General features: G+C 55.4%; 10 protein-coding genes. 6 read left to right on the top strand and 4 right to left on the bottom strand.

Translation table 11 applies throughout. The annotated features are described in order from the left end of the window. Together CRO87_RS07015 and CRO87_RS07010 are read right to left on the bottom strand one after the other, a co-directional pair. A complete protein-coding gene (locus tag CRO87_RS07015; protein WP_097162217.1) occupies positions 1–597 on the bottom strand; it encodes a response regulator transcription factor in 597 nt (198 codons plus the stop codon). Positions 598–715: 118 nt separating this feature from the next. Next, positions 716–1546 (bottom strand): helix-turn-helix transcriptional regulator, encoded by an 831-nt coding sequence (locus CRO87_RS07010; RefSeq protein ID WP_141398679.1) that lies wholly within the window; start codon positions 1544–1546, stop codon positions 716–718. Positions 1547–1737: 191 nt separating this feature from the next. On the opposite strand from CRO87_RS07010, the gene CRO87_RS07005 reads away from it, so the two are divergent. The 4 genes from CRO87_RS07005 to CRO87_RS06990 all read left to right on the top strand — a co-directional run bounded on the left by CRO87_RS07005 (position 1738) and on the right by CRO87_RS06990 (position 5235). After that, positions 1738–2481: a helix-turn-helix domain-containing protein gene (locus tag CRO87_RS07005; protein WP_097162215.1), complete on the top strand. Its 744-nt coding sequence runs from the start codon at positions 1738–1740 to the stop codon at positions 2479–2481. Continuing rightward, positions 2451–2930 carry a hypothetical protein gene (locus CRO87_RS07000; RefSeq protein WP_097162214.1) on the top strand — a complete coding sequence of 160 codons (480 nt, stop codon included), beginning with the start codon at positions 2451–2453 and terminating at the stop codon, positions 2928–2930. Before CRO87_RS07005 ends, CRO87_RS07000 begins: the two co-directional genes overlap by 31 nt. Before the next feature lie 138 nt (positions 2931–3068). Further along, positions 3069–4658 carry a glycosyl hydrolase family 18 protein gene (locus CRO87_RS06995; protein WP_255252493.1) on the top strand — a complete coding sequence of 530 codons (1590 nt, stop codon included), beginning with the start codon at positions 3069–3071 and terminating at the stop codon, positions 4656–4658. Positions 4659–4716: 58 nt separating this feature from the next. Next, positions 4717–5235, top strand: coding sequence for a cytochrome b (locus CRO87_RS06990; protein WP_097162213.1), 519 nt, complete (start codon positions 4717–4719; stop codon positions 5233–5235). Here CRO87_RS06990 and CRO87_RS06985 read toward each other — a convergent pair. Continuing rightward, positions 5198–6493: a hypothetical protein gene (locus CRO87_RS06985; protein WP_141398678.1), complete on the bottom strand. Its 1296-nt coding sequence runs from the start codon at positions 6491–6493 to the stop codon at positions 5198–5200. The two genes, CRO87_RS06990 and CRO87_RS06985, sit on opposite strands and share 38 nt — an antisense overlap. Before the next feature lie 143 nt (positions 6494–6636). Here CRO87_RS06985 and CRO87_RS06980 point away from each other — a divergent pair, with 143 nt between their 5' ends. After that, positions 6637–7374 carry an A24 family peptidase gene (locus CRO87_RS06980; protein WP_097162211.1) on the top strand — a complete coding sequence of 246 codons (738 nt, stop codon included), beginning with the start codon at positions 6637–6639 and terminating at the stop codon, positions 7372–7374. 101 nt (positions 7375–7475) lie between these two features. Here the strand turns inward: CRO87_RS06980 and CRO87_RS06975 are convergent, their stop codons facing one another. Then, positions 7476–9371, bottom strand: a complete 1896-nt coding sequence (locus tag CRO87_RS06975; RefSeq protein WP_176504269.1) for a lytic polysaccharide monooxygenase — start codon at positions 9369–9371, stop codon at positions 7476–7478. Between the two features lie 886 nt (positions 9372–10257). Here CRO87_RS06975 and CRO87_RS06970 point away from each other — a divergent pair. After that, entirely contained in the window at positions 10258–16860 is a 6603-nt protein-coding gene (locus tag CRO87_RS06970) for an inverse autotransporter beta domain-containing protein (RefSeq protein ID WP_176504268.1), read from the top strand. The last annotated feature ends 48 nt before the right edge of the window (positions 16861–16908 follow it).

The following is a 16908-nucleotide window of genomic DNA, read 5'->3' as shown; positions in this document are numbered from 1 at the left end:
TTAGCTGTCCAGACCCAGGCTCTGCGCGCACTGGAAAAGCTCAAAATCGCTGGTGGCGCCGAGCTTGCGCATTGCGCTGATTTTCTGCGCGCTGATGGTCTGCTTGGTCCGGTTGAGCTGTTCGCTGATTTGATTCACCGTCAGCCCGCGGAGCATCAGACGCAGAACTTCCGTTTCGCGGCGGGTCAGCTGAGTCTGCTGCTTCGCGGGCACAACATGTCCCAACTGCGTGCTGTGCAGCGCTTGTACGAGGTTGGTAGAGAGATTGTTTTTACTCAGTACCGCATGGACGCCGCTGCGACGCAGCGAGGCGAGCAGTTCAGGGTTGGTTATCATCGTGACCACCACAATCATACTTTGCGGGTAGCGGCGGGCGAGGGTCTGAACCATCGTCAGGCCGTCAGGAAAGCGTTCACCGGGCATGCTCAGGTCAGTAATAATGATATCGACGGGGGAGAGCGCCAGCTTGTCCATGACTTCGTCAGAATTGAGTGCCTCGTGCACCACGCGATAAAGATCGCTGCGGGTTTGCAGCAGCGTTCGTAATCCCAGCAGGTAGACAGGATGATCGTCGGCAATCAGAACGGTTTTTTGCATGACATCCGATCCGCTAAAAGCGTCATACGCATTGATGATAAAAGGAGATGAAAACGGGCATTGTACGTCACTTTTTACAGTGTAGACCGACCCGCAAGCCGCTGTACAGCAATGCGTTTCAGTTCAGGATCTCATGAATACTGCCGACGCCCAGCTTGCGTAATGCATTAATTTTGTGGGCGCTGATGGTTTTCACTGAAATTGTCAGGTCTTTTGCAATCCGGTAATAGGGCAGTTTGTTCCACAGCCGCAGCAGAACCTGACTCTCTCTTTCCGTCAGCCTGCCGGGGCAAAAGTTCTGCAATGCAGGTTGCGCGAGCAGGCGATGAAGCTGCTGGGTTAAGGCGCTGTAAGGCATGTTTTTATCGCCGTACTGCCAGCGGGTAAAGACGGGAATAAGCCCCTTTCGGCTATCACAGAAAATGAAAATTTTGGCGATCTGCTGATTTAGAGGAAAGCAAATACAGTGTTTGTTGAATCCTGTGGTGCTGCCGTCAAGTAACAGAATATCGCCGGGAAAAAGGTTAAATTTCGTAAACTGCGGGCCCCACGCTTCCCAGCTGTAGCATTTCAGCGTGAGATGTTCCTTCTGTAACAGCCGGGTCAGACCGAAAGAAAAATAGTGATCGTCTGAAAAAAGATAAATAGCCATAAAACTCCAACCATCCTCTGTCTGGAATAATAAGCATGCAGTAATAAAGCCCAAACAACATAACACAGATACTTCAGGGCACAGGACCATCACTATTATTCTCACACTCTGCCTGACGGATTTTTTCCTGAGTAGTGGAAGTCTCTTGCCTGGATACCGGAACTGCCCTGAGGGTTTAAGAAACTTCTGCTTAATGTTTTCCCCTATTCTCGGCGTGATGGGCTGATTATCAGGTTTTGAATATAAAAAACTGATAATAAACTCAGGGTAATGACCTGTCGCGCTCAGAAAACTCATGAATAAAAATCGGGCGCTAAAGAGTGACACTACCAATTGTAGGGGGATGTTGTTACGGTAACCCCTTATTCATAACGGCGAGTCGCTGCAGCATCAGCATGAATAATACCGATTACGTTTGTCTCATAAATATTACAGGTATTTCATTTTCGTACCTGAACCGTTAGTCAGATAATTACCAGGACTTTCCCGTGGATCGCGAAGAGATTTTTCTTTCATCTACCGTCACGTTCGTGCCGGAGAAATCATGCCTGACCAGCCGGGAGGAGGGAGATATTCATCTGACGCCAAATGAGCGGCGTCTGCTCGAACTCATCATTAGCGGAAAATGTAAAAAAGAGACCATCTTTGAAGAGATATGGCACAGCCAGGGCACTATCGTCAGCGAGTCGAGCTACCATCAGCTGATCAAAATGCTGAGGCGCAAGCTGCAGTTTGCAGGCCTGCCGGGCAGCATTATCAAAACGATTCCCCGCTATGGGCTGGTGTTAGTGCCGGAAACTGCACCTGAGGCTGCGGTCGGGGACGCGACAGAGAGCGAGTGCGATGCTGCTGAACCTCATCCGGACTGTGTTCTCTCAGGTTTGCCGGAGGAGCCTGCATCGGCGAGCCTCGCCCCAGCCAATAAGCTTGCCAACAGGCTGCTGCTGGGCGTTTGTCTGGCGTTGATTCTGCTGCCGCCGGCCATCGTACCCGCAATGAGGGAAGCCCCCCGGGCGTTTCAGGACAGCATGGTGATTAACGGGGTGACCTTTCATTTCTCCTCGCGACGCAGCATCGATCGCTCCGTGCTGGAACAAAAGCAGCGTGAAGTCCCTGAGGGCATCAATAACGTTTATATCGCCACCAACGGGCCAAAAGTCTTTGTTGCTCAGTGTGAAGGAGAATTATCTAAGGAGGGAAAATGCAATTACGACTATTACTCTTCGTACTGACCGTCACCGGCGCGCTCTTTTTAGGTGGTGCTCTGGCCTGGCTCAGTTGGCACTATTTTGATGCGCAAAGCACCCCGACAGAACCCTGCACCAGCGTTATTCGTGAGGGGCATTTTATTGATGAGAGCCTGCGACCTTATCGTTTTAATGGCGTGATTACCTGGTGGCCGAAACTGTCGCGCCTGACGCTCTTTGGTATTCGCTCAGACGCTGACGGTAACAAGGTATTTAACCGAACGCTGGTCCTGGATAATGTCAGACGCAAAGCCAATGTGGTTCACGGCAAAGTCGCTGCAATAAATATCGCAGTGGGCGATCAGCTGCCTGCGAAAACGTTTTTGATAAGTGAAGGCAATCAGGATTTAACGCTGCTGTTTAAACCCATTAATCGTGATGACTGGCTGGTGATGATTAATGATAACTGGGTCATGATGTGTGAGTATAAATAACCACGACGCAGGGTGAGCAGATATTTCCTGGTCGATGTGAACGCTGTCTGATGTTCAACACGGGCATTCTTCTGTTTTGTCGAAAAACAATCTCCTACCCTGTGGGGGAAAATTCATTGACAACATGACAGGATGAATATGTTGAAGAAAAAAAATCGCCGTTTAAATGCCATTGCCCTGAGCCTTATGCTGGGCGGTATGCTCACGAGCCAGCTCAGCCACGCGGCGTTCCAGGATGCGGCCTCTGAAATGCCAGATATCAGCCAGAAAAAGATTCTGGTGGGCTACTGGCATAACTGGGGTATTAACCCCGAAGAGATAGATGAAGCGCGTGGATATCAGGGCGGCCTGCCTTCGGATATGTCCCTGCGTGAAGTGCCGAAAGGCTTTAACGTCGTCAACGTTGCCTTTATGAAGGTCATGAAGGGGCAAACCGACAACATCCCGACTTTCAGACCTTACAACACCAGTGACGAAGCCTTCCGTGCCGAAGTGGCAGAGCTGAACGCTCAGGGGCGTGCCGTTCTGATTTCACTTGGCGGTGCTCAGGCGCATATTGAGCTGCGCGCAGGGCAGGAGCAGGCGCTAGCCAACGAAATTATTCGCCTGGTGGAAACCTACGGCTTTGACGGGCTGGACATCGATCTGGAGCAGGACGCGATCGCCGCTGCGAACAACAGCACCGTTATTCCAGCGGCGCTGAAAATCGTGCGTGCGCATTACCAGCAGCAGGGGAAGCATTTCATCATCAGTATGGCGCCTGAGTTCCCTTATCTGCAGGCAAACCGCGGCGTGAACTATAAAGCCTACCTGCAAAACCTGGCCGGTGTTTACGACTTCATCGCACCGCAGTACTACAACCAGGCCGGTGATGGGGTGAATATCGACAAGCCGGAAGAAGTTGCTGAGGTCGGCGCCTGGTGGCTGCCGCAGGAAGCGGAGGGCGGCACCAGCGCCCGACACAAAGAGCTGTTTCTCTACTATCTGACCGACAGCCTTGCCAACGGCAGCCGCGGCTACGTGCAGATCCCCGCCAACAAGCTGGTGATCGGCCTGCCTGCTAACGCCGATGCGGCAGGCTCAGGTTACGTCAAAGATGCTCAGAGCCTGTACAACGCGATGGCTCGTCTGGCAGCCAACAACGAACCGGTGAAGGGGCTGATGACCTGGTCGATCAACTGGGATAACGGCACCACGAAAAGTGGTCAGCACTACGGCTACGAGTTTTTAAGCCGCTATCAGGACCTGCTAGAAGGCAACGTGCCGGATGACAAAGAGGACACCCAGGCACCGACGCAGGTGCAGGGCCTGAAGGCGGTTTACTCAGAGGGCCGCGTGAATCTGGAATGGCAGCCTGCCAGTGATAACGTCGGTGTGGCGGGTTACACCGTCTGGCGCGATCTCACGCAAGTTGGCGAGACCGCCAACACCGGCTGGCAGGACAAAGGGCTTAAGCCAGGCGAAACCTATCGCTACACGGTGATTGCTTATGACGAGGCGAACAATTTTGCAACGCCCAGCCAGCCTGTTCTGGTGACGATACCGGCCACGGATGACGAAGAAGAGGAAGAAGTACCGGATCAGATCGGTGCCTTCACGGAGGGCAAAGTCTACGAGGTGGGTGACAAGGTGCAATACGATGGCAAGGTTTACCGCTGCACCTATGCGCATACCGCCGCCAGCCACTGGGCTCCTGACCGGGCGGTGAACCTGTGGGCTGCCGAGTAACCCGAATGGCTCCGTCAGGGGCCATTTTGCTGAATCTCTCTTATTAAGGTTTTTGAGTATGCAAACTTATCCTGCACGCTATGACAGCTTCACCCGTGTCCTGCACTGGCTGGTGGCCGCGGTCATTATCTATGCCATGTTTATGGGCTACCTCCTGCACGCGCTGGAAGGAACTCGCTGGTTTACCTTCTTCTCGGTGCTGAATATGTCCCTTGGCACGATTGCGACGCCGATTATGCTGGTGCGCTTTGCCTGGCGTTTCTTCCGCCCGTCGGTGGAGTGGCCTGCGTCAATCTCGCGGCGCAAGAAGCAGCTGGTGGTTTTTGTCCATGAGGTTTTCTATCTGACCATTCTGGTGGTGCTGATCAGCGGTTTTTTGATGCTGCAAAAAGATTATCACCTGTTTGGCCTGCTGCCGGTCACCCGGCCAGTCAACGTGCCGGTGATCAATGAGTTCTTCTTTACGATCCACCGCTACAGCTGCATTTTGCTGGGCGTCATTCTGCTGGCACACGTGACGGCAGTGGTGAAATACACGCTCAGCGGTAAGCCGGAGATCCTTCGTCGCATGCTGTAGGTGCGTCAGGGTGATGAGTCCTGTGCGGGTACTGGCTTAGCCCACCCGTGAGCCAGGGTTCACCGGACACTCGCAAAATGGCCAGCAGGCAGTGAGCCTGTTGGCCATTCAGTTGCTGCATCCAGAGCTCCTGCTCGAACAGCGGTTCACTCTGCGTCGCATACCACCGCTGGAAGCATGACATAAACGGCGTATCGCAGTGAGCCTCCAGCAGGGCCAGGGTGCCGAGCGTTTGCTGCTCTCCGGGAAAAAGCGCTGCCGTGCTGCTTTGCCAGCGCAGCGTGCCCTCAGGCATCTCCAGGCGAAAGAGCGCGCCGCTGCCCGTGCGGGCAAAGCGGGACATCAGGACGTCGGTGCCGTCGGCCTGCAACAGCTGGTGGCGCATCCAGGCCTGATACTGATGCAGGCAACTTGCCAACATCGCCGCAAACACCAGATACCACTGTGCCTGCCACATGGCGGGGACCAGCGCTGGCGTCTGGCTGAAGAAAGGCCCCACGCGATACTGCGTGGCCAGTACCACAATCAGGTACTGAACCATCAGCAGGATGCCAAGCCCCCGACCGGACAGCACGAACGCGCTGAGCAACAGCAAAGTGAGCTGGATCATCAGCGGGGTAACGCCCTGGACCCACAGCCCGAGCGGCGTAAAGAAAATCAGCGTCTGCAGGACAAAATTGGCGGTGAGAATAGCCGCCGTTTGCCACCCACTAAGCGACTGGCGAAGGGTCAGCGGTGATTCACGCTGTTCACGCAGAAACGGCAGCAGGCTTATCACGCCGGTCAATGCCGCCAGTGCCCAGGAGATAAGGTGCAGCGGCGCGACAAGATAGCCCGCCAGCAGCAGACAGACGCTGAGCAGTGCGCTGCCGCAGAAGGTGCAAAGCATCAGCAACGCTATCCACGCCAGCTCCCTGGCTATCGGGTGCGATGCCAGCGCCCGACGCAGCAGAGGTGTGCTGTAGCGAAAGGCGATAACGCCCAGCGGAAATACCGCCAGGTCGAATACCGCAAAGAGAGAGGCCAGCGCCAGTGGGCGCCCCATCCAGACGCCGACAAAAATATGCAGCAATCCGGCGGTGGCCAGCCACAGCGGCCAGTCCCGCATCGGCGTCAGCCACAGCACGGCGAACAGCAGCGAGGCAGGAAACCACAGCGTGGTCGAGAGACTCCAGGCGTCACGGCTGTAGAAACTCAGCAGCGCCAGCAGGCTGTAAAGGCCTGAAAAAAGCACCCAGCGCAGTATGGTGCGGGTCATCAGCATGATTCTCCTGCCGTCGTCGTCTGATTTATAGGGTAGCCGATCGTTGAACCGATGCCGTACCGAAGCAGAGGCATCCGCAACGTCATTATCAGGGTGTCTGTTTTAACCCTTTCACAATCATTTGTTCGGGAGAGCCTATGCTCATTCTTTTTTTTACCCTGCTTGGGGCGGTTTTTGGTAGTTTTTGCAACGTCATCATCTGGCGTCTGCCGAGGATCCTTCACGGTGAGCCTCTGACACTCTCCTGGCCCGCCTCGCACTGTCCTCGCTGCAAACATGCCATTCCGGCACGCTACAACATTCCGCTGGTGGGCTGGCTTCTGCTCCGGGGCCGCTGCTGCAAATGTGGCCAGGCTATCTCCCGTCGTTACCCGCTTGTCGAAGGGATACTGGCGCTGCTGTTCTGTGCGATCGTTACGCTGCAGGGCATTACGTCGCAGAGCCTGTTCAACCTGTTGGCCGTCACGCTGCTGTTGCCGCTCTTTTTTATTGATATTGAAACTCAACTGCTGCCAGACAGGCTGACCCTGCCGCTGCTGGCACTGGCGCTACTGTTTGCCGCCAGCGGTGAAAGCCACGTAGCGCTTCCCGATTCGCTTGTGGCATCCATTGCCGGATTTGGCGTGCCCTGGCTGCTTTCCCGCCTTTTTCGCCTGCTGCGGGGTCAGGAGGGAATGGGGATGGGAGATATGAAGCTGCTGGCAGCGCTCGGCGCATGGCTTGGGCCTGCGGCGCTGCTCGACATTGTTGCCGCGTCTTCCGTTCTGGGGATTATCGCCGGGCTGGCGCTGCTGAAAGTGAAGCCCGGTGAGCCGTTTGCCTTTGGCCCTTATCCCATCGCGGCGGCGCTGGGGTGGATGCTGTTGTTTCATTGATATCCGAATAAAAAAAGGCACCGACAGAAGGGGCTCCGGCGGTGCCAAAATGATAACTAGGAGGTCGTTATCCGCCCTTTAGCCGGGCGGTATTATGGGGATTACTGCTGTTTCCATTTCGCGTTTTGACCCGGGACAGTGCCCTGACCAATCCACTCGCTCGCTTTCCATACTTTTCCATCGTGGCTGACGACGTTGCCCATTACGTAAACCATGGTGGACAGCCAGGCAACCGGTTTGGCGTTATTGTGCAGCTTCCAGCTGTCACCTTTGCCCGGCTCCGCAGTGGTCCAGTAGCCCGCGATATAGTTCGCGCCGTTCCAGCTCACGGTGTTGCCCTGAGTGTAGGTTTTACCTGACACCCAACTTTCGTAGTCGCCGGTACCCGGTTCTTCTTTATCCGTCACCTTCACGGCGGTGGTGCCGCTGGCTTTACGTTCACCGTTGTCCAGCTCAGCCGTGACTTTGACCTGGTAGCTGCCCGCAGCCAGACCGCTTTTCACGTTGCCGCTCTGATCAATGCCGGAGACTTCGCGGCCATCTTTAAGCAGTGACCAGCTGTAGCTGACGCTGCCCTGGTTGTAGTCGAAGTTCGCTTTGGCGGTGAACTTGCCACCTTTATCAGATTCAATGCTTGCCGGGCCAGTCGGTGCGACCTGAGGCGCCAGCACGTTGACCTTCAGCGTTGCTTTCCCGGTGGCTCCGTTGGCGGTTTTACCGGTCAGTTCGAAGGTCGCTGAGGTGCCACCAGGGACGCCACCGGGAACGGTGATCTGCGTTTTGGCCTGGGTTGCCGGGCTGGCAGTAATGCGGCTGTCGCCCGCGACGTTTTTCCACTGCCAGGTCACGCCAGACTTATCGCTGCTGCCGGTCACGGCATAGCTGTAGCCACTGTTGGTGGTGGCAATCGGTGCGAGCGTGTAACGGTCGAGGCTGATGGCAGGCGCGTCGGCGTTCTTCACGATCTCAATGGCGTAGCCATAGCCTTTGTCGCTGACGAACACCTGGTTAGAACGTGGTTTCTGTTCGTTAAAGCGGATGGTGTCGTCGGCCTGCTGCTGGCCAATCTGCAGTTCGTTACCGTGGTTGCGGTTAAGCTCACGGCCCAGCTCGAGCACCCACTGGTTGTTGTTGATGTTCTGCGCGGTAATCTTCAGGTAGACATCCACCAGGTTGTCGCCACGGGTGCCGCCCATCAGGCGGAAGCGGACCTGTTCACCGACGGCAGGCTGATGCGCCTCGGTGATAAAGTCGCCCTTGCTTACCCAGCCGCTCTCATCACCGCCTTCCTCTTCTTCACCGCCGCCGCCCGGAACTTCAGAGCCGTCGCGGGATTTAATGTTGACGTCGCTGCAGTTATAGAAACCCTCACCAACGGCATCAATACGCTGCCAGCGGGTAAAAATCACCGCGGTGCCAGTACGGTCTTCCGGGATAGTCACGTTGACCGTATGGCGAACGCTCGGGTCACCGGCGCCGATATCAAAACGTTGCAGCAGCTCAACGTCATTCCAGCCCAGCGCTTTTTTGTTCGGATCGACGTTTTTCTTGTTGATGTAAAACTCAATGAAGGATGGGGTGTGCTTCGCGGTGTAGTAGTAGGTCATGCCGACTTTACCCTGCGAATCTGGCTGGATTGTGGTCTTAGTCCAGTCAGCCCGCGGTAAGTTAAAGCCTGCAAACCCTGCATTGCTGCCGCTGCAAAGCATGCCATCTTTCACATCACTTTCGGCCACGGTATGTGAACCTGGGGCAAAGCCCGTGAAGCCATTCCAGTTATCGAAGGCGGCCTGTTTGGACGGGCTGCCCTCCAGGGCGGCTTTACAGGCGGCGCTTTTCATGGAAGAAGGATTCCAGTGACCGCCCTGAGTGTGGCACTCCCACTGGCGGGCTTTTGGGTTTTCCATTGCGCCATGAGCAAATACGGCGCCGGAGAAGGTCGACATCACGAGGCTGCCGATAGCGGCCGCCAGAGCTTTTCTCTTAGGTATTAACATGAACATTTTCCTTGTTCAAAGTGCATCAATAATGACAAAACACAGTACCGATCCGTAACGGGCAATGGAATGAGACGGCAGAATAAGCAATTGAGAAAATTCTTTTTGAAGAAACGGTTTGGCTTTTGTTGGGGGAAATTAAGAATAATCTTCTGGTGAAGGGCGGGGTTGGATGCCATCGAAAATGAAATAAAGAAGGGGGTTAAGCATGAATGGAATTAATTGCTCGGTTTTTCCAGGTTTTAAATTCATTATTAACGAAATATCAGATTCCATTTTCAGAGTTGATAAGCAGGCTTCATTGTAATCACGAAAAATATAATTTCGATTGAAAGGTAGCTCTGCTACATGAAGAAAAATACCCGGGGTGAATAAGCCCTGACTGCAATATCCTAAGCCTCCCTGAAAGTGAGTGGGGGATTCTCTGATTTTCCTGATATTAATCGGATAATTTTCCTGAGGTGGCCTGTGAGGCCTCGCACTGAAGTAAGCTAGACCCCGTAAGTTACTCATTTCCTCTGTAACTTTTCTGCACCCGCAGCGTGCATCGGGATAGAACTACGCTGAGCAACGGGTGCTTTTTTTTGGTCAAAACACTCTTTTTTGCAATAGTTAAGATAATAGGATGATTCTGATTGTCGCGCGCTTTAAATACTCACGAATAACTCCTTAAAGCACTATGGAGTCCGCTGTATATTGCATGTCTACTAAATGAACCAAGCGTTAGAAAAACGCGGAATTCATTTCAGGGTAGATTTCTATGTCCAGCCAATCTCATTATTCTTTGCGCCAGCGCTTATCCGTTTGGATAATTTTATCGCATTATCTTTTTTCCGTTCTGCTTCTCACTTTGCCGCCAGGGGCACGGGCAAATACCGCGCCGGATGTGACGGAACAACAACCCCGCCATTTTATTCTTTATCATAAGCCGCTCTTCAAAAGCTGGCAGGAAATTGAGCGCGAGAAAGCGCCGGAAGTAGAGGGCCTGGAGCTGAATCAGCAGGCGCTGGCGCAGCAGTATGGTCTGACGCTGAATGAGTGGCTGCTGCTGCCCGCGTCCGGGCCAAAAAGCCAGCTCGATATCCTCGTGACTCTGGTGAAGCTTGATGACAAAGCGTCTCTGGACGACGTCGCGTTTCGCGGGCGTACGACGCCTGCCGGACTGCTTGAGCTGAATCAGCGGGTTAAATCCCCCGAGCAGATGAAGGTGCTGGCGGGCCAGTGGATCATCGTGCCGCAGGGAAATGAAGCCCGCACGACCGAGGCTGCTGACACCGACGAGGACGCTGACCGGCTGCGTGACCAGATGGCCGCGGCGTGGGGCAGCGCTCAGCAGAGCGGGGCGGGCAATGCACTGCGCTCCACCGCCAACAGCGCCGTCAACGCCGCGTTGACGCAGGAGGTTGAAAGCTGGCTGAATCACACCGGCGGTAAAGCGCGGGTAACGGCCGATGTAGGCCTTGGCAACAGCGACAGCCGCGATGCGGGGCTGGATTTTCTCTGGCCGGTTAAAATCTGGCAGGACGACATCCTGTTCACCCAGATGAGCGCCCATCGCTGGAATGACCGCAACATCCTCAATCTCGGCCTGGGGCTGAGACATACTTTTTCGCCACATCTTCTCGCGGGCGGCAATCTGTTCTTCGACCAGGACGTTACGCGGCACCACAGCCGGATGGGGCTGGGGGCCGAGCTCTGGAGTGACAGGGTGCGCACCTCCGCCAACTACTATCTGCCCGTCAGCGGATGGCGTCACTCTGACGACAGCGTCTTCAACGACGATCCGACCCGCTACGAGCTGTATGAACGTGCGGCCCGCGGCTGGGATATCAATGTTGATACCGCGCTCTCGCAGCATGTTTCTGCCACTGTCGGTTGGTTTCAGTGGTACGGCGATAAGGTTGATGTGAACGGCAGCCGCAGCGAGGCAAGCAGCAATCCGCACGGCCTGAAGCTCGGCGTGAACTGGCAACCTGTTCCGCTGCTGAGCGTTAACGCGGAGCAGAGCTTTATCAGCGGTCAGAGCGACAATTTCAGCGTCGGCCTGAACTTCCACTGGGAGTTTGGTCGCAAGCTTTCGCAGATGCTCTCTGCCGATGAGGCCACGGCGATGCCTTCGCTGATGCAGTCCCGCACGGAATTCGTCACCCGCAATAACAACATCGTGCTGGCGTATAAGCAGAAAGAGAAAGACTGGCGGCTGTACTTCACGCCAACGGAAAAATCCACGCCGGTGGGCGTGCCGATGCGCCATGCGGTGAAAGGCGGGAAGGGTGGCGTGGTGCGCTATGCCTCCTCCAGCGTCTCCATCGCCGGGGTGGATGAGGTCAGTGGGCTGGTCACGCCGAAACAGCGCGGCGAAGTGACAGTCACCGCCACCGAAACGTCTCCGACGGGGAATCGTGAGGTGTTCAGCTCCGCAAGCTACCACCTCACCGTGACGCCGGGTGATTTTGCGCCATCGGTGACCGAAGTGGCGATCGCCGGAGAGATGTCTCCGGGCCAGAACCTGACGGGCAGCTACCGCTACGACAGCAACGAAGGGGAAGATGAAGATCCGGCCCAAACACAGCTTCGCTGGATTGATAAGGCCAGCGGGAAGCTGCTCAAAGAAGGCAGCGCGAACTGGGAAGTGCGCGCCGAAGACATGACGAAAACACTGGTGTTCCAGGTCACGCCAGTGAACAAGAAAGGCGTCAGTGGTGAAGCAGGTACCGCGGAAATCTCCGGCAGCGCGACGTTGACTGCGTTACGTATCGACCACCTGCTGACGCCGGGCGAAATTCGGTCAGATGGCAGCGTGAAATTCTTTGCCCACGACAACGGCGCACTGCTGTTGGTCGCGGAAGTCAAAGATGATAAAGGCGCGCCGCTGGCGGACCAGTGGGTTCACTGGCAGAGCACCAACGTGCTGGGCAAGCTGTCGCAAAACAGCGTGCGGACCGACGCGCACGGTCAGGCGCTGGTGAAAATGGAAGGGATTATGGCTGAGGGGCAGGATCAGATAGAAGCCTCGCTCACCCCTGCCACAGCTGGGTTCAGCAACGCCAGCGCTGGCGATGACGACGGTTCGACGCAGCGCGAAATGATGAAGCTCACTGTCGATTTCGCCCGGGCATTGTCCACGGAGTTTACTGAAATCCCCGCGACGGCTGAAGTCGCCACGACGCAGGACTTTGCTATTCGGGTAACGGATCAGGATGGTGCCCCGCTCACCGTGCCAACGGCGGTTATCTGGAAAAGCAATGGCGATACGTACAACGGCACCACGGATAACCAGGGGCACGCCTCAATGACTTTGACGGCACCCCAGAAGGTGGCTGACGGATGGAACGTCAGCGTTGATGTTGGTGACGCGCATGTCGCCGCTCCGCCGGTCACGCTGACGGCAGGCGACGTGGCACGCACAGAGCTTACCGTGCCGGAACGTGCCGTGGCAGGCAGCAGCGCGGTGGACGTCAGCGCTGAGCTGTTCGACCGCTTTGATAACCCTGTGGTTTCCCGCAAGAACGCCATTGAGTGGCAAATTAAAGGCGGCCAGTTCAGCGGCGCGGCCAGCGGTGACAGCAACCCTGAGGGGCAGGTGACCGCGAAGGTGATCGTGCCCGAGGTTGCCCCTTCAGAAGTTGAGGTGAGTGCAGGTAAAAGCACCAAAAAACTTCAGGTGCTGGTTGGGACGGTGGACAGCGTTGAGCTGAGCAGCTCGCAGGATACGCTCACCGCCAACGGCAGCAACAGTGCCATTTTGACCGCGATCGCTCGCGATGCTCACCGAAATGTGGTTCCGGACGCCAGCGTGACCTGGACTGCGCCGCCTGCTGAGTTCGGTACGCTGAGCGATCAAATCATCACAACGAGCAAAGAGGGTATAGCCACCGCGCGCTTTACTACGGCCTCGCTCGGAGGAAAGGCTGATATTGGCGTGGAAATCGAAGGGCAGCGTAAACAGGCCAAAATTGCCCTGAACGGTATCCCGGTGGTGACCAGCGTCACCCTTGACAGGATGCATAAGCTGAAGGTGGGGGAGACCCTGCGGGTGGCGGATTATCAGGTTGAGGAGAACGGCAGTGGGCCGGTGACCATGAGCTGGCAGTGGACACGGGATGGATCCTTAATCAGTGGTGCTACCTCCGATCATTACACCCTGACGGAAGCCGATACCGGGGCGCAAATGGCGGTGCTGAGTTGGGCGCAGAATGGTGCAGGCAATCGGGGCGACAAGGCGTCCGGGAAAACGGACAAGATTATTGGCCTCATCAACCAGGTGGTTGTTACGTCGAGCAGCAGTAGCGTGAACGCCGATGGTCACAGCGAGCTGACCTTCACCGCTGTGGCGAAGGATAAAAATGGCGTCGCGGTGCCTGAGGAAAAAATGACCTGGAAAGTCGACCAGGCTGAACTGGTGACCGTCACGTCGCAGGACGATCTCACCGACGACAATGGTGAAGGCGTGCTCAGGCTGACGGTCAAAAATCTGGGCGGTGGGCTTCGTATTACTGCTGATATTGGTGGCAAAACGGATAGCAGTGACGTCTCGTTGAAGGGTATTCCGGTCATTAAACTCGTAACGCTGGAGAAGAGTGATGCGCTGAAAGTTGGGGATGTGGTGCGAGTTGATCAGGTTGCCGTCGAGGAGAATGGCGGTGGCGATGTGGCCCTGACTTATCAATGGGGGCGCGAATCTGACTCGTATTCCGGTGGTATTGGCGGGGCGACAGGCAGCAGCTATACCCTGAAAGAGACTGATGCCGGGGCGAAAATCTTTGTCTACGTAACGGCCACGAACGGTGCAGGAAATAAAGACAACCGGCAGTCTGACAGCACGCGAGCCGTCATTGGTCATGTGGATACCGTTGATGTCACGGCCACGGCAGATGCGATCAACGCCAACGGAAGCGACAGCGTGACGTTTACCCTGGAGGCAAAAGATAAGTGGAAGCAGCCAGTTCCGCGCGAAAATATCCTTTGGCAAGTCGATGAGCCTTCGCTCATTGAAGAGGGCAGTAAAACGCTCATCACTGACGCTCAGGGTAAAGGCACGCTGACCGTTAAAGCGCAAAAAATGGGCGGAACTGTAAAACTGACGGCAACGGTGGACGGCAAAAAAGGCGATAAATCGATTGTGCTGAAGGGGATCCCCGAAGTTACCACTGTGACCCTGACGAAAACCCGTGCGCTGAAAGTCGGCGATACGCTTGGCATTGCTGAACTGAAAGCCAATGAAAACGGCGGCGGTGCGGTGACCTGGGCGTATCACTGGGCCTACGACACGGGATCGGAATCGGCAGGGATTAGCCTGGCGACGGGGAGCACCTACACCCTGACAGAAGGCGATACCGGCAGGATGATCTATCTCTATGTTACGGCGACTAACGCTGCGGGAAATCAAGGTTCTGGAAGCTCTGACCTGACGGAGCGGGTTGTTGGTAAGGTGGCGAAAGTGGTTGTCAGCGCTGATGCCGAGAGTGTGGAAGTGGACGATGTGAAAACCATCACCTTTACCGCAACGGCGACGGACAGGCTGAACGTTGCCGTACCTGACGAAAAGATCGCCTGGAGCGTCGACAATCCTGCGCTGATTTCGTCATCCACGAAAGATGAGAGCACCGATAACAGCGGAACGGGGAAAATGGTGGTGACTCTGACCACAAGCGGCGGGAGCATTAAAGCCACCGCCGACGTGGCAAGCCATAAGGGGGATGACAGCGTCCAGCTCAAGGGCAGTCCGGTGGTCAGCAACACCAGATACACCTCCACAGGATCGTCGACACCGCTGGTAGACGATCGCCTGATGGCCAGCGCGGACGTTAACGAAAATGGGGGCGGTAGAGCAACCCTGACATGGCAATGGCTGCGCAACGGGACAGCCATCGCGGCACCTGCGGCAAGTAACAGCTATACGCTGCAAGCGGCAGACATCGGCGCAACCGTTTCGGCAATGGCTATCGCCACCAACGGCGCGGGTAAAAAAGGACAGGACACCTCTCCTGCCAGCGCTGCGGTGCAATCAGGTGTACCGGAGATAACCAGCGCGACGGTGAATGCCACCGGACAATACTGGACCGGCAATAAACTGGCTGCCGGGGCTGGCTGGAGCGAAAACGGTGGCGGCACTGCAACGCTGACATACCAGTGGCTGAGAGGGGGAAGTGCCATTACGGGGGCCACAGGCGTGAACTATACCCCGGTGAGTGCAGACATTGGTTCCACACTCTCAGTCAAAGTGACAGCGACAAATCTTAAGGGGAAACAAGGCAGTAAAACATCCAATTCGACCAGGGCTATCACGTCAGGGACGCCGACGGTCAGCGACGTCACACTCAGTAAAATGTCTGATTTGTTGGTCGGGGATACGATTAACGTTAGAGAAAAGATCACTTATAACGGGGCGATCACTGTCAATACGTCATCACAGTGGTTGCGCAATGGGGTAGCGATTTCTGGCGCAACGGGAGATACGTATACCACGCAACCAGAGGATGCCGGGAAGCGTATTTCGGCTAGCGTAACGGCAACGAACGCCTCCGATTCGAAACGAACGCACACGGCGACCTCATCGCAAACTGACGTGGTTCAGTCAGGAGTACCTGAAATTACTTCGGTGAGTATTGATAAAACGAAGCTCTCTGTTGGGGAAAAGCTGACCGCAACCTACACTGGCTTTGACGCTCAGGGTACGGGCAGCGACGATTCCCGTTTTCAGTGGTACTACAGAGTTTCAGGCTCATCCGGAAGCTGGGTTGCCTCACAAAAATCTGATGCCCGACAAAGAGTCTTTACGCCGGATAGTTCATATGCAGGCTATGACGTACGGGTTGGCGTCACTCCCAAAGGTAGCGCTCAGTCTGTAACGGGCACCGAAGTGTTCAGCCGCTCTGCGTCTGTCTATGGCACACCTAAGATTGGTTCTGTGAGCACCTCACCTCAGGGAACTGTCCAACCCGACACGACAGTGACAGCAAGCTATACGGGGTATGACGCTCAGGGCACCGGTAGTGACGACTCCCGCTATCAGTGGTACTACAGGAGTTCAGGCTCATCCGGAAGCTGGTCTGCTGCAGGAAAATCTGATGCGACACAAAGGAGCTTCCGCGTGGATAGTTCCTATGCAGGTTACGATGTGCGTGTTGGCGTAACGCCTAAAGGTTCTGAGCAATCTGTGACCGGTGTTGAGATCTTTAGTAGTGCTGTCACCATCAGGCCTAAACCAGTTCCTTCTGCTACAAATCTCGGATACAACGGCAAAACCGGGGCATGTAACAGAATCACCGCTAACTATACTTTCAATGCTAATGGAGGAGCCGATGAAGGTAACACAATCTTCCAGTGGAAATGGGCAGGCAATGTCGTATCAAACGTTCAGGGAGTGACTTTAGGGTATTGGGGAGAGGTGACTCTCTATGTGACTCCCGTAAACAAAGACGGAGTCAGAGGAGCGACTGAATCTAAAACCTTTAAAAATACCGGTTCCAGTAGCTGTGATTGGTAGAAACGTTAAATCAACTTAATGTAACCCTGACCGGTGGACAGGCTTAGC

It is taken from the genome of Enterobacter sp. CC120223-11, from assembly GCF_900215375.1.
GTDB lineage: Bacteria > Pseudomonadota > Gammaproteobacteria > Enterobacterales > Enterobacteriaceae > Scandinavium.
This window is presented reverse-complemented; position numbering and strand designations above follow the sequence as displayed.

Coding starts and splice junctions, on each gene's coding strand:
- CRO87_RS06975 (WP_176504269.1), bottom strand. CDS start 9,371: ATGTTAATACCTAAGAGAAAAGCTCTGGCGGCCGCTATCGGCAGCCTC.
- CRO87_RS06980 (WP_097162211.1), top strand. CDS start 6,637: ATGCTCATTCTTTTTTTTACCCTGCTTGGGGCGGTTTTTGGTAGTTTT.
- CRO87_RS06990 (WP_097162213.1), top strand. CDS start 4,717: ATGCAAACTTATCCTGCACGCTATGACAGCTTCACCCGTGTCCTGCAC.
- CRO87_RS07015 (WP_097162217.1), bottom strand. CDS start 597: ATGCAAAAAACCGTTCTGATTGCCGACGATCATCCTGTCTACCTGCTG.
- CRO87_RS07010 (WP_141398679.1), bottom strand. CDS start 1,546: ATGAGTTTTCTGAGCGCGACAGGTCATTACCCTGAGTTTATTATCAGT.
- CRO87_RS06985 (WP_141398678.1), bottom strand. CDS start 6,493: ATGACCCGCACCATACTGCGCTGGGTGCTTTTTTCAGGCCTTTACAGC.
- CRO87_RS06995 (WP_255252493.1), top strand. CDS start 3,069: ATGTTGAAGAAAAAAAATCGCCGTTTAAATGCCATTGCCCTGAGCCTT.
- CRO87_RS07000 (WP_097162214.1), top strand. CDS start 2,451: ATGCAATTACGACTATTACTCTTCGTACTGACCGTCACCGGCGCGCTC.